General features: G+C 57.7%; 19 protein-coding genes. 3 read left to right on the top strand and 16 right to left on the bottom strand.

Annotation, left to right across the window (positions count from 1 at the left end; translation table 11 throughout):
* Positions 1 to 249 precede the first annotated feature (249 nt).
* From gntU to B3X29_RS16265, 5 genes are all read right to left on the bottom strand, one after another.
* Positions 250 to 1,590 (bottom strand): gluconate transporter, encoded by a 1,341-nt coding sequence (gene gntU, locus B3X29_RS16285; RefSeq protein ID WP_290557597.1) that lies wholly within the window; start codon positions 1,588 to 1,590, stop codon positions 250 to 252.
* A 3-nt stretch (positions 1,591 to 1,593) separates the two neighbouring features.
* Entirely contained in the window at positions 1,594 to 2,121 is a 528-nt protein-coding gene (gene gntK / locus B3X29_RS16280) for a gluconokinase (RefSeq protein ID WP_103177341.1), read from the bottom strand.
* A gap of 126 nt (positions 2,122 to 2,247) precedes the next feature.
* Complete coding sequence (gene gntR / locus B3X29_RS16275) at positions 2,248 to 3,243, bottom strand: gluconate operon transcriptional repressor GntR (RefSeq protein ID WP_103177342.1); 996 nt, start codon at positions 3,241 to 3,243, stop codon at positions 2,248 to 2,250.
* Between the two features lie 90 nt (positions 3,244 to 3,333).
* Positions 3,334 to 4,029: a pirin family protein gene (locus B3X29_RS16270; protein WP_103177343.1), complete on the bottom strand. Its 696-nt coding sequence runs from the start codon at positions 4,027 to 4,029 to the stop codon at positions 3,334 to 3,336.
* A 123-nt stretch (positions 4,030 to 4,152) separates the two neighbouring features.
* Complete coding sequence (locus B3X29_RS16265; RefSeq protein ID WP_159340211.1) at positions 4,153 to 5,190, bottom strand: oxidoreductase; 1,038 nt, start codon at positions 5,188 to 5,190, stop codon at positions 4,153 to 4,155.
* Positions 5,191 to 5,415: 225 nt separating this feature from the next.
* Between B3X29_RS16265 and B3X29_RS16260 the strand changes: the two genes are divergently transcribed.
* Together B3X29_RS16260 and yhhY are read left to right on the top strand one after the other, a co-directional pair.
* Positions 5,416 to 6,063 carry a bactofilin family protein gene (locus B3X29_RS16260; protein ID WP_159340210.1) on the top strand — a complete coding sequence of 216 codons (648 nt, stop codon included), beginning with the start codon at positions 5,416 to 5,418 and terminating at the stop codon, positions 6,061 to 6,063.
* A 217-nt stretch (positions 6,064 to 6,280) separates the two neighbouring features.
* Positions 6,281 to 6,769 carry an N-acetyltransferase gene (gene yhhY / locus B3X29_RS16255; protein WP_156655315.1) on the top strand — a complete coding sequence of 163 codons (489 nt, stop codon included), beginning with the start codon at positions 6,281 to 6,283 and terminating at the stop codon, positions 6,767 to 6,769.
* 82 nt (positions 6,770 to 6,851) lie between these two features.
* Here the strand turns inward: yhhY and ggt are convergent, their stop codons facing one another.
* A complete protein-coding gene (gene ggt, locus B3X29_RS16250) occupies positions 6,852 to 8,597 on the bottom strand; it encodes a gamma-glutamyltransferase (RefSeq protein ID WP_197431827.1) in 1,746 nt (581 codons plus the stop codon).
* A 122-nt stretch (positions 8,598 to 8,719) separates the two neighbouring features.
* Between ggt and B3X29_RS16245 the strand changes: the two genes are divergently transcribed.
* The gene (locus B3X29_RS16245) at positions 8,720 to 9,100 is read left to right on the top strand and encodes a DUF2756 family protein (protein ID WP_103180999.1); all 381 of its coding nucleotides are present in this window, start codon (positions 8,720 to 8,722) and stop codon (positions 9,098 to 9,100) included.
* On the opposite strand, the gene ugpQ is transcribed toward B3X29_RS16245, so the two are convergent.
* From ugpQ to livK, 10 genes are all read right to left on the bottom strand, one after another.
* Complete coding sequence (gene ugpQ / locus B3X29_RS16240; RefSeq protein WP_156655317.1) at positions 9,097 to 9,837, bottom strand: glycerophosphodiester phosphodiesterase; 741 nt, start codon at positions 9,835 to 9,837, stop codon at positions 9,097 to 9,099. The two genes, B3X29_RS16245 and ugpQ, sit on opposite strands and share 4 nt — an antisense overlap.
* The gene (locus B3X29_RS16235; RefSeq protein WP_103177348.1) at positions 9,834 to 10,904 is read right to left on the bottom strand and encodes a sn-glycerol-3-phosphate import ATP-binding protein UgpC; all 1,071 of its coding nucleotides are present in this window, start codon (positions 10,902 to 10,904) and stop codon (positions 9,834 to 9,836) included. The genes ugpQ and B3X29_RS16235 overlap by 4 nt, the downstream gene beginning before the upstream one ends.
* A 1-nt stretch (position 10,905) precedes the next feature.
* A complete protein-coding gene (gene ugpE, locus B3X29_RS16230) occupies positions 10,906 to 11,751 on the bottom strand; it encodes a sn-glycerol-3-phosphate ABC transporter permease UgpE (RefSeq protein ID WP_159340209.1) in 846 nt (281 codons plus the stop codon).
* A complete protein-coding gene (gene ugpA, locus B3X29_RS16225; RefSeq protein ID WP_103177350.1) occupies positions 11,748 to 12,635 on the bottom strand; it encodes a sn-glycerol-3-phosphate ABC transporter permease UgpA in 888 nt (295 codons plus the stop codon). The genes ugpE and ugpA overlap by 4 nt, the downstream gene beginning before the upstream one ends.
* Before the next feature lie 98 nt (positions 12,636 to 12,733).
* The gene (gene ugpB / locus B3X29_RS16220) at positions 12,734 to 14,050 is read right to left on the bottom strand and encodes a sn-glycerol-3-phosphate ABC transporter substrate-binding protein UgpB (RefSeq protein ID WP_103177351.1); all 1,317 of its coding nucleotides are present in this window, start codon (positions 14,048 to 14,050) and stop codon (positions 12,734 to 12,736) included.
* 244 nt (positions 14,051 to 14,294) lie between these two features.
* On the bottom strand, positions 14,295 to 15,008 hold the full coding sequence (livF, locus tag B3X29_RS16215) for a high-affinity branched-chain amino acid ABC transporter ATP-binding protein LivF (protein WP_103177352.1): 714 nt from the start codon (positions 15,006 to 15,008) through the stop codon (positions 14,295 to 14,297).
* A gap of 1 nt (position 15,009) precedes the next feature.
* Positions 15,010 to 15,777, bottom strand: coding sequence for a high-affinity branched-chain amino acid ABC transporter ATP-binding protein LivG (gene livG, locus B3X29_RS16210; RefSeq protein WP_039032512.1), 768 nt, complete (start codon positions 15,775 to 15,777; stop codon positions 15,010 to 15,012).
* The gene (livM, locus tag B3X29_RS16205; RefSeq protein ID WP_103177354.1) at positions 15,774 to 17,051 is read right to left on the bottom strand and encodes a branched chain amino acid ABC transporter permease LivM; all 1,278 of its coding nucleotides are present in this window, start codon (positions 17,049 to 17,051) and stop codon (positions 15,774 to 15,776) included. The genes livG and livM overlap by 4 nt, the downstream gene beginning before the upstream one ends.
* A complete protein-coding gene (gene livH, locus B3X29_RS16200) occupies positions 17,048 to 17,974 on the bottom strand; it encodes a high-affinity branched-chain amino acid ABC transporter permease LivH (protein ID WP_013099131.1) in 927 nt (308 codons plus the stop codon). Before livH ends, livM begins: the two co-directional genes overlap by 4 nt.
* Before the next feature lie 47 nt (positions 17,975 to 18,021).
* Positions 18,022 to 19,131 carry a high-affinity branched-chain amino acid ABC transporter substrate-binding protein LivK gene (gene livK, locus B3X29_RS16195; RefSeq protein WP_103177355.1) on the bottom strand — a complete coding sequence of 370 codons (1,110 nt, stop codon included), beginning with the start codon at positions 19,129 to 19,131 and terminating at the stop codon, positions 18,022 to 18,024.
* Between the last annotated feature and the right edge of the window lie 180 nt (positions 19,132 to 19,311).

Below are 19,311 nucleotides of genomic sequence, written 5' to 3'. Positions count from 1 at the left end.
GCACCGCGAAGCGGCGATTTTCCTGGCCGGGAGCCGGGGTGGTCAGGGGGGCGGCGGCGAGCCCCCCTGACACGTTCACGGGTTCTGGCGCCCCAGAGAAGCTTTGAACGTAAAGTGAACGGAACCACCGCCATTGCCACATGTTCACCGCCGGGTGGCGGCTATGCCTTACCCGGCCTACGTTTCCTGCACGCACAAAAAAGCCGGGTGGCGGCTACGCCTTACCCGGCCTACGGTTTACGGTAGCCGCTAGTTCAACAACGTAAACGCAATCATCCCGACAATCGCCCCGGTCGTCCCGAGGATAGTTTCCATCATCGTCCAGGTCTTCAGCGTCTGCGCTTCCGTCGCCCCGGTAAATTTACCGAACAACCAGAATCCCGCGTCGTTCACATGAGAGACCACAATAGATCCCCCCGCGATACAGATAGAGAGCGCCGCCATCTGCGCGCCGGAGTAGTTCAGCTGTTCAATCACCGGCATCACCAGCCCGACGGCGGTCAAACAGGCCACGGTAGCGGAGCCCTGAATGATACGCACCGCCGCAGCCAGCACGAAGCAGGTCACCGCAATCGGCAGACCCATACCGGTAAGCGCCCCACCTAACGCCGGGCCAACGCCGGAATCCACCAGCACCTGCTTGAACACCCCACCCGCACCGATCACCAGCAGAATAATACCCGCCGGTTGCAGCGCTGCACCGCAGATCTCCATCACGCGGTCTTTCGCCATGCCCTGGCGCATTGCCAGACCATAAATCGCCACCAGACAGGCCACCAGGATCGCCGTGAACGGGTGACCGATAAACTCAAACCATTCGTAGGCGGTAGAGCCTTCCGGCACAAAGCGCGCGGCGATGGTTTTGAGCCCGACCAGCACCAGCGGCAGCAGGATCAGGGCGAGGCTAAAGCCGAAGGAGGGCATTTTGTTTTCGCCCAGATGCGGCTCGGTGATCTCGTCAGGAATGTGCAACTCAACGTAACGGCTGATAAAGTTACCCCACAGCGGACCGGCAATGAGCATGCCCGGGATTGCCGCGCACAGGCCGATGAGGATCATCCAGCCAAAATCAGCGTGCATCTGCGAGGCCAGCAGCATCGGCGCGGGGCCAGGCAGCAGGAACGCGGCGGCGGCGGCGACACCGGCAAACAGCGGAATAACAAGCTTCACAAGGTTGGTGCCGGTGTGGCGCGCCATCGAAAACGCCACGCTAATCAGCAGCACTACCGCCACTTCAAAAAACAGCGGCAGGGCGCAAATCAGACCGGCCAGACCGATGGCGTAATGCGCCCGGCTGTGACCGAAAGATTTCAGCATCTTGACGGCGATCTGATCGACCGCGCCGGTTTCATGCAGGATTTTGCCAAACATCGCGCCAAGCGCGACCACAATCGCCAGGAAGCCCAGCGTGCCTCCCATCCCTTTTTCCATGGTCGCAGCGATTTTGTCGAGCGGCATGCCGGAAAAGAGACCTGCACCAATAGAGACCACCATCAAAGCCACGAAGGCGTGCATACGGGCCTTCATGACCAAAAACAGCAGTAGCAGCACGGAGCCTACTGCTGTTAAAACAAGCGTTAACGTACTCAAAACTTACTGCCTTTTGTTGATGACCTCAATGGTGCTTGCCACAACACCGTCTAACGGTTGATCGATATCGACCACCAGCACATCGCTTTCATCTGCGCCCGGCTCTTGCAGGGTTTCAAACTGCGTCACCAGCATCTGGGTCTTAAAGAAGTGCCCTTTGCGCGCTTTCAGACGGCTTTCGATCACCTCAAAGTCGCCCTTCAGGTAGATGAAAGAGAGGTTGGCGTTACCTTCGCGCAGCTGGTCGCGGTAGGCTTTTTTCAACGCAGAGCAGACGATCAGCGAGACTTTGTTGGTGCGCTGCATGGCAAACGCCGCATCGTTCAGGGCCTGCAGCCATGGTTTACGATCGTCGTCGTTCAGCGGCTCACCTGAGGCCATTTTGTTGATGTTGCTGCGCGGATGGAGAAAATCACCATCAAGAAACGCAGCATGGATTTGATGTGCCACTTCGCTGGCAACGGCGGACTTACCGCTACCGGAAACGCCCATCAGGACATAAACGTGGTGATCTGGATTTGTGGTGCTCAAAGTATGTCCCTCAGTCGATTGTTACGGGTAACAGTTATCGGTAACATTGTCCTGCCGGGGCTGAAGAGAAGCAATATCCAAACGTGCGCGAAGTGAATAAGTGTGAGCTAGTTCAAACTTGTCACGCTAAATAGATCCGCCTGGTGACAGGGTGAAACCTAAATCTAACATTTTAGGCGACACCGCTTCACCACGAATGCGCGCCAGCAGGCGTTCCGCACCGATACGGCCCATGCGTTCACGCGGCGTCAGGACGCTCGCCAGACGCGGCTCCATGACCTGGCCGATGTCGTGACCGTGGAAACCGGCAATCGCCATATCCTGCGGGATTTTCAGGCCCAGACGCTGGCATTCAAAAGCGGCGCCCACCGCGAGGTCATCGTTAGTACAGAAGATGCCATCAAGCTGCGGATATTCACGACGCGCCTGACGCATCAGCTCAATGCCGGAGGTGTAGGAAGAGGACTGCTCTACCATCACACTGTAGGGCGTTAAGTTCGCGTCGAGCATCGCCTGCTCGTACCCCTTCTGTTTGATGATAGTACGTTCGTCCAGACGTGCGCCAAGATAGGCGACATGGCGATGGCCGCGGGCGATGATCGCCGCCGTCATCTGCCGGGCCGCTTCAAAGTTATCGAACCCGACCGCGATATCCAGGCACGGCGACTGGCTGTCCATCAGTTCCACCACCGGAATACCCGCCACTTCGATCATCTTCAGCGTGCGTGGGGTGTGGGTGCGTTCGGTCAGGATCAGGCCGTCAATGTTCCAGGAAAGCATAGATTCGAGACGCTCCTCTTCCAGCTCCGGCTTGTAGCCGTAGTGGGCGAGCATGGTCTGATAGCCAAAGGCGTCGGTGACGCTTTCGATGCCGCGAAGCACCTCGGCGAAAACCTGGTTGGTTAAGGAGGGAAGCAGGACGCCCACCGCACGGCTGGTCGCATTCGAGAGAATGTCGGGTGCACGGTTGGGGATATAACCCAGTTCATCGAGAGCAGCAGCAATCTTGCCACGTAAGGCCACGGAAACCTGTTCCGGGTTACGTAAAAAACGGCTGACCGTCATTTTGGTCACACCGACGCGATCGGCGACATCCTGAAGTACGGGGCGTTTCTTTTTCATCGTCCTGAGAAATCATGAGTGAGAGATTTTCTCAGTTTATCACGGACAAAGCGCAACCTTCCCCGTTTAAAGGGAAGGTTGCGTAATTATTTAGACCGGCGGCAGGTCGAACAGCAGGATTTCAGCGGCGCTGTCAGCATGGACAGAGATCGCCTGCTCATCCCAGATGGCCAGACCGTCGCTGGTGGTCGCTTTAGTGCCGTTGATGGTCACGTCGCCTTTCACCACCTGGATCCACACTTTACGGTTGGCGGCAATCTGGTGCACAGACTGCTCATCTTTCGCCAGCGCCCAGCGGTACAGCTCCATATCCTGATGCACTTTCAGCGAACCTTCACGCGCATCCGGTGACAGGACCAGCTGTTTACCCTGCTGCGCGTCAAAGCGGCGTTGCTCGTAGCGCGGGGTGATGCCTTTCGCTTCTGGAATGATCCAGATTTGATAGAGGTGCAGTTTTTCCGTTTTGCTCGGGTTGTATTCAGAGTGACGCACTCCGGTACCCGCACTCATAATCTGGAACTCACCCGCTGGCACCTGCTCTTTATTACCCATGCTGTCCTGGTGCTCCACCGCCCCTTCCAGCACGTAAGTCAGGATTTCCATATCTTTGTGCGGGTGGGTACCGAAGCCCTGGCCTGCGTCAATCACGTCATCGTTAATCACGCGCAGTGCCGAGAAGCCCATAAAATTCGGGTCGTAATAATCGGCGAACGAGAAGCTGTGCCATGAGTCCAGCCAGCCATGATTTGCGTGTCCACGGTCGTTTGCTTTGCGTAAGAAGATCATTGTTTTTACCCTCAGTTCGTTTCGATGGAGTAAGTGTGGACGCAATCGACCTGGGATCATAGAGGGTGAAAATTGACTCCTCTGTTCAAAATATCTGAACAAGCACAGAGGAGTCATTCAGGCTTATCGGGCAAGGGTTATCGTGGCAGGTGATGCCTGTTCGAAGGCGCGTTCAAGGATTTCCAGGTTGGTCATCACTTCAATTTCCTTGACGTAATTTGGCGCGCCGCAGGTGAGGGTCTGGTACAGCGCATCGTAGACCTGGCCATAGTCGCCGGTGCCCGGTTTGATCTCCTCTTTCACCGTCACACCCGCGTCGTTAACGTACTCCAGCACGCCCACGGAATCGTCCGCCGCAAACCCTGGTTCACCCGGCATGATATTAGCCTTCAGGCTGGTCTCCTGCTGGTCGATACCGTATTTGATAAACGAGCCTTTGGTGCCGTGAACGATAAATTTCGGGTAATCGGTCTTTACCAGATGGCTGGTTTTGACAATCGCTTTCAGGTCGCCGTAGAAGAGCTGTGCTTCAAAGGTATCGTCCGGGTTGGCTTTATTACGCAGGCTGCGGATGTCATAGGCCACGTGATCCGGGCGGCCAAACAGGCTGATTATCTGGTCCATGGTATGGACGCCAAGGCCATAGAAGGAGCCATCCTGCGGCAGGCCGGGTTTGGTCTCCGCCACCGGGCGGTAGTAATCGAAGTGGCTTTCGATTTCGACAATCTCGCCCAGCTTGCCGCTCTCAATCGCCTGCTTCGCGGTAAGGAAGCAGGTGTCAAAGCGACGGTTCTGATAGGGCGTGACGGTCAGCCCTTTGCTGCGCGCCAGCTCGAACAGCGTTTTCGCCTCGGCCATCGTCGGGGTAAATGGCTTCTCCACCAGCACGTTTTTACCCGCTTCCAGCGCGCGTTTCGCATACTCAAAATGGCTGTCGGCATGGGTACAGACGATCACCAGCTTCACCTCGGGATCGTTCAATACCTCGTCGAGATCGCTGGTGAAGTGAATATGGGAGTACTGCGGAGACTGCTCTTCCGGTTTCGGGTGGCGGCGGAAGATATGCGCCACATGCCAGCTGGCTTTACGGGTAAGTACATAGGGAAGGTGATAGCGGGTGGTGCTTTTGCCAAATCCAATAAATGCGCAGTGTAGTGTCATGATGTTGTTCCTGGCTAAGGTCTCTGCCTTCAACCATAGCGCAACCTGCTGGCGAATTTAACCCCATCAATCTTTTAGGCTTATTCCGGGGGGAAAACCGCGCGGTGAATATATTGCTATATCGAATCCGAAAATAAGGGGCATAACCTTGACCCTGCTGCTGAATCCCAGGATAAGAAGGCAGTCAAATTAACATGCTCGCGAAAGGAGTCGCGCTCATTTTCTATGGACAGAAAATACCTCGCGTTAAATAGCGCACTTCTCTTCTGGCTGCTCGCCCTGGTCGCCTGGGGCTTCAACGCCCGCTCCCTGACGTGGCTGTTCGCGGCATTAACCCTAATGGCTTTTAGTCTCCCTCTCCTATCTAATCAGGTTAACCTCATGTTTAAAAAACAAAAAAAGATCGAAACTGACAAGCAAGAAATCCTCCCTCAGGCACCGGTCATTGAAAAAGAACCTACTGCGGTGGAGAAGTACGGCACCACCGTCATAGCCAGCGATGTGCAATTTGAAGGCAATATCGTTTCCGGCGGGCACGTCTATGTTCACGGCACACTGAACGGCAATATCGACTCTAACGAGAGCCTGATAAAAATTATGCGTGGCGGCCAGGTGGAGGGAAACATCACCTGCCGGGAGCTGATCGTGGACGGTAAGGTCATCGGTCAGTGCAGCAGCGATACTATTGAAATCTGCGAAAATGGTCAGATTACCGGCACCCTGCTCTACCGGACCTTGGCGATCAAAAAAGGCGGCATCTTTTCCGGGCAGGCGGAGGTCTTACCGACTGTGACGGAGAAGAACAACGTGGTGGGTATGATAAAAGAGAACCTATCTGATATGCCGGATCGCCTGCATTCACAAAAGCTTTAAACAAAAAAAAGCCAGCGAGACGCTGGCTAAAATAATACTGGAAGCAATGTGAGCAATGTCGTGCTTTCAGGTTTCCGTCGTGGACTCCCTGAACGCAAGACAATAATAATCATTCTCATTCGCACTTGTCCAATACTTTTTTGCAAAAAATGGCGGTTGACGCACATTTCAAACTCATGGATGTTGGAAAGGAACCTAACTGACTGAGGAAGAAGGAATGAGTGAGATAGTGATACGCCACGTTGAAGCCGCCGATGCCGAAGCTTTACGCCTGCTTAATACCCATCCGGGGGTGTATCACCAGACACTACAGCTTCCTCATCCATCGATGGAGATGTGGCAGGAACGGGTAATGAAAAAGTCGGGCAGACGCCATCTGGTGGCCTGCCTGGACGATAAGGTTGTCGGTCATCTGGCGCTGGACGTGATGGAAAACCCCCGACGCAGCCACGTGGCGACCTTTGGCATCAGTGTCTCTGCCGAGGTGCAGGGGCGCGGGGCGGGCAGCGCATTGATGCGGGAGATGATCAACCTGTGCGATAACTGGCTGCGCATCGAGCGCATTGAATTGACGGTGTTTGCCGACAACGCGCCTGCCATTGCCTTGTACCGCAAGTATGGATTTGAGGTGGAAGGCACCGGGAAGAGATTCGCCCTGCGTGACGGCGAATTTGTGGATGCGCTCTATATGGCGCGGGTTAAGTGAGTATTGCCCGGTGACGCGTAGCGATCCGGGCCTACGAAACCTTGTAGGCCCGGTAAGGCGGAGTCGCCACCCGGCAAACCGTTTAATACCCCGCCGTCAAATCCCCTGGCGAGCGCGGATCCGATGCCCCATACAGCGCGCCATCGGGCCCGACCATAATGCTTTGGGTGCTGCCCATCGCCTCTTTCACCGCCACTTTTTGTCCGCGCTGCTCCAGCAGCTTCAGCGTATCCGGGCTAAAGCCCTTCTCCACCCGCAATTCATCCGGCAGCCACTGGTGATGGAAGCGCGGGGCGTTGGTCGCCTCGGCCACGTTCATCCCGAAATCGATGCTGTTTACCACCATCTGCAGTACGGTGGTGATAATCCGGCTGCCGCCCGGGCTGCCGGTCACCAGCCAGGTTTTGCCATCTTTCACCACAATCGTCGGCGACATTGACGACAGCGGACGCTTCTTCGGCCCCACGGCGTTGGCATCCCCGCCCACCAGCCCGTAGACGTTCGGCACGCCCGGCTTGGCAGAGAAGTCATCCATCTCGTTGTTGAGCAGAATGCCGCTGTTGCCCGCCACGATCCCGGTCCCAAAGGTGGTATTGAGGGTATAGGTCACCGCCACCGCGTTACCATCTTTATCCACCACCGAGAAGTGGGTGGTCTGGTTGCTCTCATACGGCGCCAGCTTGCCGGGGCGGATCTCGCTCGACGGTCTGGCCTTGTTGATATCAATCTGATCGGCCAGGGTTTTGGCGTAGGCTTTATTGGTCAACGCCTGCCACGGCACCTTAACGAAGTCCGGGTCGCCCAGATACTCCGAGCGGTCGGCATAGGCATATTTCTCCGCCTCGGCCATCACCTGCAATGTGTCGGCACTGCCGAAGCCAAACTTATGCAGATCAAAGTTTTCGAGGATGTTGAGGATCTGCACGATGTGGATCCCGCCGGACGACGGAGGCGGCATGGAATAAACCTGGTACCCGCGGTAGTCGCCGCTAATCGGCGTGCGCTCCACCGCCTTGTACTCCGCCAGATCCGCTTTGGTGATCAGCCCGCCGTTCTTACTCATCTCTTCGGCAATCTGGTCGGCAATCGCCCCTTTATAGAAGGCGTCCGGGCCGTTCTCCGCGATCATCTCCAGGCTTTTGGCGAGGTTCTTCTGCACCAGCTTATCGCCCTTCTTCAGCGGCTCGCCCTCCTTCCAGAAGATCGCTTTGCTGTTCTCATGGTTGGGGATCACTTCGCTGCCGTAGGTTTTCAGGTCGTCGGCCAGCGCGTCGTTGACCTCAAAGCCGTCCCGCGCCAGTTTGATGGCGGGCTGCACCACCTTGTTCAGCGGCAGGGTGCCATATTTATCCAGCGCCAGCGAGAAGCCCGCTACGGTGCCCGGCGTACCGGTCGCCAGATGGGAGGTAAGCGATTTTTTACTGTCGGCATTGCCCTGGTCATCGAGGAACATGTCCCGCGTGGCCTGGTTCGGCGCCATTTCGCGGAAGTCGATCGCCGTGGTGGTGCCATCTTTGGTACGCAGCATCATAAAGCCGCCACCGCCGAGGTTGCCCGCCTGCGGGTGGGTCACCGCCAGCGCATAGCCCACCGCCACCGCCGCATCCACCGCATTACCGCCCTGTTTGAGGATATCCACCCCCACCTGAGTAGCGAGGGCGTCTACTGAGGAGACCATCCCCTTCTGCGCCCGCACGGGATGGAACACATCCTCTTCCACACCATAGGAGACCGGCGGTGCCGCCGGCGGATTCGCTGCCACGCAAAACGTACCGCCTGCCGTCAGGGCAGCAATCGCCACCCAGCGTAAAAACGTTGGTTTCATCATTGTTATTCTCCAGGTACAGGGACTCATGCTCCCGCTTAAGCCTGGTTCATAACTCTTAAAAAATCATCGTAATGGCGGATTCGAGATAAACTTACAGAAGGCTTCAGATGGAGGGAATGACCATGAAACGTCTCATTCTTGTGGCGGCATTACTGCCGTTTGCCGTATTCGCGCAGCCTATCAACACCCTGAATAACCCCAATCAGCCGGGCTATCAGAACCCCAGCCAGCAGCGAATGCAAAATCAGATGATGATGCAGCAGCAACAGCAAACAGGGATGCTAAACCAGCAGCTGCAAACGCAAACCCGCGTTCAGCAGCAGCACCTGCAAACGCAGATGGATAACAACACCCAGCGGATTCAGCAGAGCCAGCCGGGGGGGCAGGTACTGCCTAATACCAGCGGCGGGATGCTCAGCGGCGGCAGTGTCGACTCTGGCGGCGTGCAGCAGCAACATATGCTGCCGCAGCGGCAGAATGGCGACATGCTCAATAACCCTTAGGGCTGAAAGTCCGGGCCGATAAGGGCAATCGCATCGGTACAGATACAATCGACGCCCCAGCGCAGCAGTTCCGCTGCTCGCTGGGGCTGATTGACGGTGTAAACCAGGATACGTAATCCGGCGTTTTTCAGTGTGCTTACCCGCGCTTCATCCAGCAGGCGATGGTTCAGGTGAATGGATACGCACGCCAGTCGAGTGGTCAGCTCGCGCCAGTCATCACGCCAGGCATCCAGCAGTAACCCACGCGGCAATTCAGGCGCAGCAGCCTGCGCGGCTTCCAGCGCGTCAATCTCAAACGACGACAGCAGCGGTGGAGTCATTCCTGCCCATAGCTCACGCGCCGCCAGCGCAATCACCTTGCCGGTTAACGGCCCCGTACCGGTGGTCGGTTTAATTTCGATGTTGGCCATCATCCCGTGTTGACGACAGCGGTCGGCCACCTCAGTCAGCAGCGGCAGCGGCTCGCCTTTAAACTCGCCGCTAAACCAGCTTCCGGCGTCCACCTTCAGCAGATCGCGCCACGGCAGGTGACCCGCCACGCCCCAGCCGTTGCTGGTGCGCTCAAGATTGTCGTCATGCAGGAGGAAAATCTCCCCGTCTTTCGACAGCTTGGCATCGAACTCAATCATGGTATGACCGTAACGCGCGCCAACGTCGATGGCCGCCAGGGTATTTTCCGGTGCCAGTTTACCGCCGCCCCGGTGGGCGACGATGCGGGGATAAGGCCAGTTACTCATATGCGTTGTCCTGTTTCACCATCAAATAAGTGCAGATGATTTTCCGGCAGATGCAGCCATAGCGTGCTGCCCGCTTTCGGGCGCTCCTCGTGCGACATACGCACCACCAGCTTCTGCTCGCCCCAGCGTCCGTGCGCCAGGTTATCGGCCCCCAGCATCTCCAGGGTGTCCATCACCAGCGGTACGCCGCCTTCCGCCTGCGAGCTTAGCGCAATATGTTCCGGGCGGATACCCAGGGTCATCTTACGCCCGGCGTAGCCGCGATAGTACCAGTTGATCGGCAGCGCCATGCCGCTCTCCAGTTCGAAATGGGTGCCCGCAGTGCTGATGCGCCCTTCCAGCAGGTTCATCGCCGGGCTGCCGATAAAGCTCGCCACAAAGCGGCTGGCGGGCTTTTCATACACCTCCACCGGGGTGCCAATCTGCTCGGCCACCCCTTTGTTCATCACCATCACCCGCTGGGCGAGGGTCATCGCCTCCACCTGATCGTGGGTAACGTACAGAGAGGTGGTGTTCAGTCGTCGGTGCAGCTGCTGTAACTCAAGGCGCATCTGCACGCGCAGCTTGGCATCGAGGTTGGAGAGCGGTTCATCGAACAGGAATACCGCCGGGTCACGCACGATAGCGCGGCCCATCGCCACGCGCTGGCGCTGGCCGCCGGAGAGCTCGCGCGGGCGGCGCTTCAGCAGGCCATCCAGCTCCAGAATGCGCGCCGCCTCTTTGACGCGCTCGTCGATGTGGCTTTTACCCATCCCACGAATTTTCAGCCCCCAGGCCATGTTCTCTTCCACGCTCATGTGCGGATAGAGGGCATAGTTCTGAAACACCATCGCGATGCCGCGATCTTTGGGTTCCATCTCGGTCACGCGCTGGCGGTCAATCCAGATATCGCCCGAGGTGACGCGCTCGAGCCCCGCCACCATGCGCAGCAGGGTGGATTTGCCGCAGCCCGACGGGCCAACCATCACAATAAATTCGCCGTCCGCCACGTCGAGGGTCAGCGGCTGAATCACCTGGGTCTTGCCATCCCAGCTTTTGGTTACTGCCTGTAATTTAAGTCCTGCCATCTTATTTCTCGCTATCGACCAGGCCGCGGACAAAGGCACGCTGCATGGCTAAAACAATGACTACGGGTGGGATAAGGGTGAGCAGCATCGCCGCCATCACCTGGTTCCAGAGGGTGGTGCCTTCGCCGGTTGAAATCATGCCCTTGATGCCCGCCACGGCGGTGCCGAGGTTGACGTCCTGGATAATCAGCAGCGGCCACAGGTACTGGTTCCAGCCGTAGATAAAGGTGATGACAAAGAGCGCCGCGAGGTTGGTTCTCGACAGCGGCAGCACGATGTCGCGGAAAAAGCGCATCGGCGAGGCGCCGTCGATCCGCGCGGCCTCAATCAGCTCGTCCGGCAGGGTCATAAAGAACTGGCGGAACAGGAAGGTGGCGGTGGCCGAGGCCATCAGCGGCAGGGTTAAGCCCGCATAGCTGTCGAGCATGCCGAGATTGGCGATCACCTCCACCGTCGGGAAGATACGCACTTCCACCGGCAGCATCAGGGTGATGAAGATCATCCAGAAGAAGAGGTTACGCAGCGGAAAGCGGAACCAGACGATGGCGAAGGCCGAGAGCATCGACACCGTAATTTTGCCCACTGTAATACCGAACGCCATGATGAAGCTGTTGAGCATCATCAGCCAGAACGGGGCGCTGTTAACCCCCACACCCTGGGTCCAGATGGTCGCCATGTTTTCGAAGAGATGCGAACCCGGCACCAGGGTCATTGGGGTTTCAAAGATGGCGTTTTTGTCCAGCGTGGCGGCGACAAAGGCGACGTACAGCGGGAACAGGATAACGACGATCCCCAGGATCAGCATGGTATGGCTGAAAATCGTCAGCCCGCGACGGTTCTCAATCATTGGTAGCGCACCTTACTTTCAACATAGCGGAACTGCACCACCGTGAGGATGATGACGAGGAACATCAGCACCACCGACTGGGCGGCAGAGGCCGAGAGATCCAGACCGGCAAAGCCTTCGCGGTAGATCTTATAGATCAGCGTGGTGGTGGCCTGCACCGGGCCGCCTGCGGTGGCGGCGTCGATCACCGGGAAGGTGTCGAAGAAGGCGTAGACCAGGTTGACCACCAGCAGGAAAAAACTCACCGGGGCGATCAGCGGCAGCGACAGCCGGAAGAAGCGGCGGATCGGGCCTGCGCCGTCAATCGCCGCAGCTTCTACCAGCGAACGCGGAATGGACTGTAGCGCGGCAAAGAAGAAGAGGAAGTTGTAGCTGATCTGCTTCCACACCGAGGCGAAAACCACCAGGAACATCGCCTGGCCGCTGTGCTGGGCGTGGTTCCAGTCATAGCCCAGCTCGGCCAGGAAGTGGGTAATCAACCCGCGCCCGGGGTTAAAGAGGAAGATCCACAGCACCGCGGCGACGGCGGGGGCCACGGCATAAGGCAGCAGCATCAGGGTCTGGTAAAGACGGCTGCCGCGCACCACGTAATCCACCAGCGCGGCAAAGAAGAGCGAGGCGAGAAGACCGCTCACCGTCACCAGGGTGCTGAATTTGATCGTCGTCCAGAAGGCGTCGATGTAGTAGCTGTCGTGCCACAGGGCAGCGAAGTTATCCAGGCCAACAAACTGGCTGGAGAGCCCGAACGGATCGACGCTTTGCACCGAGTACCACAGCGCTTCGCCCGCAGGCCAGATAAAGAAGATAACGGTGATGACCAGTTGCGGCGCGACCAGCAGGTACGGCAGCCAACGGGAGCGAAACACCGGACGGGATGAGGACATGAGGGTTGTGTTCCTGAACAGCGCCGGGTGGCGGCTACGCCTTACCCGGCCTACGGTCTTCCAGGCCCGGATCGCTACGCGTCACCGGGCATTTCACATTACGATTTGGTCGACTGCTCAAAGCGGCGCAGCAGCTGGTTTCCGCGCTCGACTGCCGCATCCAGCGCCTGCTGAGGGGTTTTCTTGCCGGTCCAGACGCTTTCCAGCTCTTCATCCACGACGGTACGGATCTGCGGCATGTTGCCCAGACGCAGCCCTTTGGTGTACGGCAACGGTGGTTTGTTCAGCATCTGACGCGTGGCGATGTCTGCCCCCGGGTTCTTGTCATAGAAGCCCTGTTCGCGGGTCAGGTCATAAGCGGCTTTGGTGATCGGCAGGTAGCCAGTCTTCTGGTGCCATTCGGCGGCGTTTTCCGGCTTCGCCAGGAAGTCGAGGAACTCCGCCACGCCCTTGTAAGTGTCCTTGTCTTTACCCTGCATTACCCACAGGCTGGCCCCGCCGATGATGGCGTTCTGCGGCGCGCCTTTTGAGTCGGCGTCGTATGGCATCATCCCCACGCCGTAGTTAAATTTGGCGTAGTGACGGATATCCGCCAGCGAGCCGGACGAGGCGGTGGTGATGGCGCAGTCGCCGCTGTAGAACTTCTCGGTGGATTCGTCTTTACGTCCGAAGTAGCTGAAATCGCCCTTCTTGTTCAGATCGGCCAGCAGGGCAATGTGCTTCACCTGCTCCGGCTTGTTGAACTCCAGGACCGCGTTGGTGCCGTTGAAACCGTTGTTCTCGGTGGCTACCGGCTGGCCGTGCCAGGCGCTGAAGTTTTCGATCTGGATCCAGCCCTGCCAGCCGCTGGCGTAGCCGCACTTCATGCCGGCCGCTTTTAGTTTGGCGGTGTACTCCGCCAGATCCTGCCAGGTTTTCGGCGGCTGCTCCGGATCTAAACCGGCTTTCTTAAAGGCGTCTTTGTTGTAGTACAGCACCGGGGTGGAGCTGTTAAACGGCTGGGAGAGCAGATGGCCGGATTTGGAATCGGTGTAATAGCCTGCGACGGTTGGCACGAACTGCGATTCGTCGAAGTTAATGCCCGCCTCGTTAAACACCTCATAGACCGGCTTGATGGCTTTGGAGGCCATCATGGTGGCCGTACCCACTTCATAGACCTGCAACAGCGCCGGGGCGTTACCGGTACGGAACGCGGCAATGCCCGCGCTCAGGCTCTGCTCGTAGTTGCCTTTGTACACCGGCACAATTTTATAATCCGGGTGGCTGTCGTTGAAACGCTGCGCCAGGGAGTCAACCTCTTTACCCAACTCCCCTTCCATGGAATGCCAGAACGGAATAGTGGTGACGGCCATTGCGTTAGCCGCAAAAGCCAGACCCATTGCCAGACCCAAAGCTGTGTGTCGTAACGATGTCATTGTCATCTCTCTTATTGTGCCGGATGCGCGATATCACGCGTTTTGTGCTCGCGAGGTAACATGACATGCTCGAATGACAGAAAAATAACCGTTTGTTTACAGAGATATGACAACAGGGCGTCAGGGGGATGATGGTTGTGTGAAGGGGTTTATGTGAAAAAGCCGGGTGGCGGCTTCGCCTTACCCGGCCTGGACGATCCCGTAGGCCCGGTAAGCGTAAGCGCCACCGGGCAATAGAGACGGCTCAGCCGCCTAAATACGCGCTCCGCACCGCCTCGTTCGCCAGCAGCGCGTCGCCGGTGTCTTCCAGCACCACCCGACCATTCTCCAGCACGTAGCCGCGATCCGCGAGCTTCAGCGCCTGGTTGGCGTTCTGCTCCACGAGGAAGATGGTCATCCCCTCGCTGCGCAACTGCTCGATGGTGTCGAAGATCTGCTGAATGATGATCGGTGCCAGCCCGAGCGAGGGTTCGTCGAGCAGCAGCAGGCGCGGCTGGCTCATCAGCGCACGGCCAATCGCCAGCATCTGCTGTTCCCCGCCGGACATGGTGCCCGCCCGCTGAATACGGCGTTCAAACAGGCGCGGGAAGAGGTCATACACGCGCTTGATGCGGGTCTGGAACTGTTCGCGCTCGGCAAAGAAGCCGCCCATCGCCAGGTTCTCTTCTACCGTCATGCGGGAGAAGACGCGCCGCCCTTCCGGGACAATCGCCACCGCTTCACGCATGATTTTTGCGGTCTGCCAGTCGGTGATGTCTTTACCGTCAAAGACGATACGCCCGCTGGTGGCGCGCGGGTCGCCGCACAGGGTGCCGAGCAGGGTGGTTTTCCCCGCGCCGTTGGCGCCAATCAGGGTGACGATTTCGCCCTGATTGATGTGCAGACTGACGTCGTGCAGGGCCTGGATCTTGCCGTAGTGGGCATTAACCTTGTCAAAAGATAACATCGCTTTTTCCATCTTATGCCTCACCCAGGTAAGCGCGGATCACGTCCGGATTGTTGCGGATCTCTTCCGGCGTGCCGTTCGCCAGCGGCGTCCCCTGGTTCACCACGTAAATACGATCCGAAATGCCCATCACCAGCTTCATATCGTGCTCAATCAGCAGGATGGTGGTGTCGTGATGGTTACGCAGCTCGACAATCAGTTCGTCCAGCTCTTTGGTCTCTTTCGGGTTAAGCCCTGCCGCCGGTTCGTCGAGCATCAGGATCTCCGGCTGGGTCACCATGCAGCGGATAATCTCCAGACGACGCTGATCGCCGTAAGCGAGGTTGCTCGCCTGGCGGTTGGCATGCTGAAGCAGGCCGATACGATCGAGCCAGGTGGCGGCGCGATCTAATGCTTCGTCCTGGGCACGGCGAAACGCCGGGGTTTTCAGCAGGCCGGAGAAGAGCCCGGTTTTCAGCTGCTGATGCTGGGCTACCAGCAGGTTTTCAATTACCGTCATCTCGCGGAACAGACGCACGTGCTGGAAGGTACGCACCACGCCCATGCGGGCAATCTGCTGGCCCGGCAGCCCTTCCAGGTGCTGGTCGCGCAGCATGATAGTGCCACCCGTCGGCTTGTAGAAACCGGTCAGGCAGTTAAAGACCGTGGTCTTACCGGCACCGTTCGGGCCGATCAGCGACACAATCTCTTTTTGATGCAGATCCAAAGAGACATTGTTGACCGCCAGCAGGCCGCCAAAACGCATCATCAGGCCGTTAACGGATAATAATGGCTGACTCATGCCTGCTCTCCTTTTGTCTGCCCGTTCTTCAGCTTCAGCTGCGGACGGGTCATCGGCAGCAGACCCTGCGGACGCCAGATCATCATCAGCACCATCAAACCACCCAGCATCAGCATGCTGTATTCGTTAAAGTCGCGCATCAATTCACGGGAGACCACCAGCAGGATCGCCGCAAGAATAACCGCGAACTGCGAGCCCATCCCACCCAGCACCACAATCGCCAGCACGAAGGCGGATTCCGCAAAGGTGAACGACTCCGGGCTGACGAAGCCCTGACGCGCGGCAAACAGCGTTCCGGCAAAACCGGCAAACGCGGCGCTGATGGTAAAGGCAGTCAGCTTGATGCGGGTCGGGTTCAGGCCCAGGGAGCGGCAGGCGATCTCATCTTCACGCAGCGCTTCCCATGCACGCCCCAGCGGCATACGCAGCAGGCGGTTAATCACGAACAGGGTGAGAACCACCAGCAGCAGCGCCACCAGATAGAGCCAGATCACGCGGTCGGACGGGTCGTACTTCACGCCGAAGAAGTTGCTGAAGGTGTCCCAGCCGCCTTCACGGGCGGAACGGCTGAACTCCAGGCCGAAGAAGGTCGGTTTCGGGATCTGGCTAATGCCGTTCGGGCCGCCGGTCACTTCGGTATTGTTGAGCAGCAGGATACGGACGATTTCGCCGAAGCCTAAGGTCACAATCGCCAGATAGTCACCGCGCAGGCGTAGCACCGGGAAGCCGAGCAGGAAACCGGCGGCAGCAGAGACCAGCCCCGCCAGCGGCAGACAGGTCCAGAAGCCAAGACCGTAATAGTGGTTCAGCAGGGCGAAGGTGTAGGCGCCGATGGCATAGAAACCGCCGTAGCCCAATACCAGCAGGCCAGAGAGCCCCACCACTACGTTCAGGCCGAGGCCGAGGATCACGTAAATCATGGTCAGGGTGGCGATATCCACCGTCCCACGCGAAACCACGAAGGGCCACGCCACGGCCGCCACCAGCAGCGCCACGAGGAACAGCTTCTGTTTAACGGTTGAGCCGTCGATAGCCGGCAGAACGAACTTCGGCCCGGAGACGCTTTTCAACGTCTTCTGGAAAACCGGACGCAGCAGCTGGAAGAAGAAGACCACTGCGGTGCCAACAAAGACCCACTGCCAGCGGATATCCGACGCGGAATCCACCACCAGCTTAGTGCCGCTCAGCTCCAGCTGAACGCCCATAAAGACCGCCGCCAGCACGAAGAACATCGCCGCAGAGAGCAGTGCCATAGCAAAATGCATCGGTTTCATACTTTCTCTACCTCCGGACGACCCAGAATACCGGTAGGCATGACCAGCAGAACCAGAATCAGCAGGGCAAACGACACCACATCTTTATATTCGGTACTCAGATAGGCCGAGGAGAGCGCTTCGGCCACGCCCAGAATCAGGCCGCCGATCATCGCGCCCGGAATACTGCCGATACCGCCCAGTACCGCCGCGGTGAAGGCTTTCATCCCGGCCATAAAGCCGATGTACGGGTTAATCACGCCGTAGAACTGACCGAGCAGAACACCGGCCACCGCCGCCATCGCCGCACCAATCACGAAGGTCAGGGCAATCACGCGGTCGGTGTTGATACCGAGCAGGCTCGCCATTTTCAGATCTTCTGCACAGGCGCGGCAGGCGCGACCCATGCGGGAGTAGCGGATAAACAGCGTCAGGGCCAGCATCGCAATAAAGGTCACAACCCAGATCACCAGCTGCATGGTGGTGATGGAGGCAGAGAAGTTCTCGCTGGCGCCCACTATCCACTGGCCATTAAACAGGCTTGGCAGCGCCACGTCGCGCGACCCTTCGGTGAGGCTAACGTAGTTTTGCAGGAAGATGGACATACCAATCGCGGAGATCAGCGCAATCAGACGCTTGGAGCTACGCACCGGGCGGTAGGCCACCCGTTCGATACTCCAGCCGTAGGCGCTGGCAATGACAATCGCCCCGACAAATCCGGCGGCCACCAGCAGCCAGCTACTGTCGATGCCCATCATCATCAGCGCGGCGATAATCATAAAGGAGACATAGCTGCCGATCATATAGACCTCGCCGTGGGCGAAGTTGATCATGCCGATAATGCCGTACACCATCGTGTAACCGATGGCGATCAGTGCATAGGTGCTTCCCAGCGTGACGCCGTTAAACATCTGCTGCAGAAAATAGAGAAACTGCTCGGACATAAGGTAACCTTTCTATTCCCGCCCGGTCCTGCCGGGCGGTGGGATAATTATTTGGCGGCCGAGGATGAACCGTCGGCGTGCCACTTAAAGACACCAAACTCAAATCCCTTCAGATCGCCTTTCTCATCCCAGTTCAGCGGCCCAATCACGGTGTTAGCCCCGTGTGCTTTTAAATCTTTAATCAGATCCTGCGGCGCTTTGCTGCCGGTACGATCCATGGCGGTAGCCAGAGACTGTACGGCGGCATAGGTGATCCAGACGTACGGACCACTCGCATCTTTCTTCTCCGCTTTCAGGGCGTTAACGATAGCGCTGTTCGCCGGATCCTGGTCATAGCGTTTTGGCATCGTCACCAGCATGCCTTCGCCCGCATCGCCTGCAATGTTCGACAGGGAGGCGTTACCTACCCCTTCCGGCCCCATAAACTGGGTTTTCAGGCCGATAGCGCGCGCCTGGCGCAGCATCTGCCCCATCTCCGGGTAGTAGCCGCCGTAGTAGACGAAATCGATGTTCTCTTTTTGCAGACGCGCCAGCAGTGCGGAGAAGTCTTTTTCGCCTGCGGTGATGCCGTCGAAGAAGACCACATTGGCACCGCCTTTTTTCAGGCCATCCTGTACAGAGCGGGCCAGCCCTTCGCCGTACTGCTGCTTATCATGAATGATGGCAATACGCTGCGGCTTCACGCTCTCGAGAATGTACTTCGCCGCGGTCGGCCCCTGTGAAGAGTCGAGCCCTGCGGTACGCATGATGTACTGATAGCCGCGCTGGGTCAGCTCAGGGTTAGTGGCGCCCGGCGTGATCATCAGAATGCCTTCATCCTCGTAGATATCGGAGGCAGGCTGGGTGGAGGAAGAGCAGAGATGGCCAATCACATACTGAATGCCATCGTTCACAATTTTGTTGGCAACGGCCACGGCCTGTTTCGGGTCGCAGGCATCGTCATATTCCACACCGACCAGTTTGTCGCCTTTTATGCCGCCTTTGGCGTTGATGTCTTTAATTGCCTGGCGCGCGCCGTTGAACTCCATATCACCCCACTGGGCAACCGGACCGGACAACGCACCTACCACAGCAACTTTAATATCCTCCGCCATGGCCGCCTGCGAAACTGCCAGTGCAACCATTCCCGCGATCAATGTCTTCGCGTTCCTTTTCATTGGTGAATCCCCATTCGTGACGTGATGTATATATTTTGTTTTATTATGGTTAAAAAGCATTCTGTACTTTTATTAAACAACGCAACTTTTGCTATTGCCTTTAATGGTTTAGCACAGTTTTTTCACAAAAATCAGAGTAAAATCTCTATATTTCAGGTGATTAAGCAAAGATAATATTCT

Origin of the sequence: Leclercia sp. UBA5076, from assembly GCF_002416465.1 — a bacterium.
Taxonomy (GTDB): domain Bacteria; phylum Pseudomonadota; class Gammaproteobacteria; order Enterobacterales; family Enterobacteriaceae; genus Enterobacter.
The sequence above is the reverse complement of the archived record's forward strand: the minus strand, read 5'-3'. Positions and strand labels throughout refer to the sequence as shown.

Bases quoted from the DNA above. Each gene is read 5' to 3' on its own strand.
- gntR (WP_103177342.1), bottom strand. From the start codon at position 3,243: ATGAAAAAGAAACGCCCCGTACTTCAGGATGTCGCCGATCGCGTCGGT.
- B3X29_RS16270 (WP_103177343.1), bottom strand. From the start codon at position 4,029: ATGATCTTCTTACGCAAAGCAAACGACCGTGGACACGCAAATCATGGC.
- B3X29_RS16265 (WP_159340211.1), bottom strand. From the start codon at position 5,190: ATGACACTACACTGCGCATTTATTGGATTTGGCAAAAGCACCACCCGC.
- B3X29_RS16260 (WP_159340210.1), top strand. From the start codon at position 5,416: ATGGACAGAAAATACCTCGCGTTAAATAGCGCACTTCTCTTCTGGCTG.
- yhhY (WP_156655315.1), top strand. From the start codon at position 6,281: ATGAGTGAGATAGTGATACGCCACGTTGAAGCCGCCGATGCCGAAGCT.
- ggt (WP_197431827.1), bottom strand. From the start codon at position 8,597: ATGATGAAACCAACGTTTTTACGCTGGGTGGCGATTGCTGCCCTGACG.
- B3X29_RS16245 (WP_103180999.1), top strand. From the start codon at position 8,720: ATGAAACGTCTCATTCTTGTGGCGGCATTACTGCCGTTTGCCGTATTC.
- ugpQ (WP_156655317.1), bottom strand. From the start codon at position 9,837: ATGAGTAACTGGCCTTATCCCCGCATCGTCGCCCACCGGGGCGGCGGT.
- B3X29_RS16235 (WP_103177348.1), bottom strand. From the start codon at position 10,904: ATGGCAGGACTTAAATTACAGGCAGTAACCAAAAGCTGGGATGGCAAG.
- ugpE (WP_159340209.1), bottom strand. From the start codon at position 11,751: ATGATTGAGAACCGTCGCGGGCTGACGATTTTCAGCCATACCATGCTG.
- ugpA (WP_103177350.1), bottom strand. From the start codon at position 12,635: ATGTCCTCATCCCGTCCGGTGTTTCGCTCCCGTTGGCTGCCGTACCTG.
- ugpB (WP_103177351.1), bottom strand. From the start codon at position 14,050: ATGACATCGTTACGACACACAGCTTTGGGTCTGGCAATGGGTCTGGCT.
- livF (WP_103177352.1), bottom strand. From the start codon at position 15,008: ATGGAAAAAGCGATGTTATCTTTTGACAAGGTTAATGCCCACTACGGC.
- livG (WP_039032512.1), bottom strand. From the start codon at position 15,777: ATGAGTCAGCCATTATTATCCGTTAACGGCCTGATGATGCGTTTTGGC.
- livM (WP_103177354.1), bottom strand. From the start codon at position 17,051: ATGAAACCGATGCATTTTGCTATGGCACTGCTCTCTGCGGCGATGTTC.
- livH (WP_013099131.1), bottom strand. From the start codon at position 17,974: ATGTCCGAGCAGTTTCTCTATTTTCTGCAGCAGATGTTTAACGGCGTC.
- livK (WP_103177355.1), bottom strand. From the start codon at position 19,131: ATGAAAAGGAACGCGAAGACATTGATCGCGGGAATGGTTGCACTGGCA.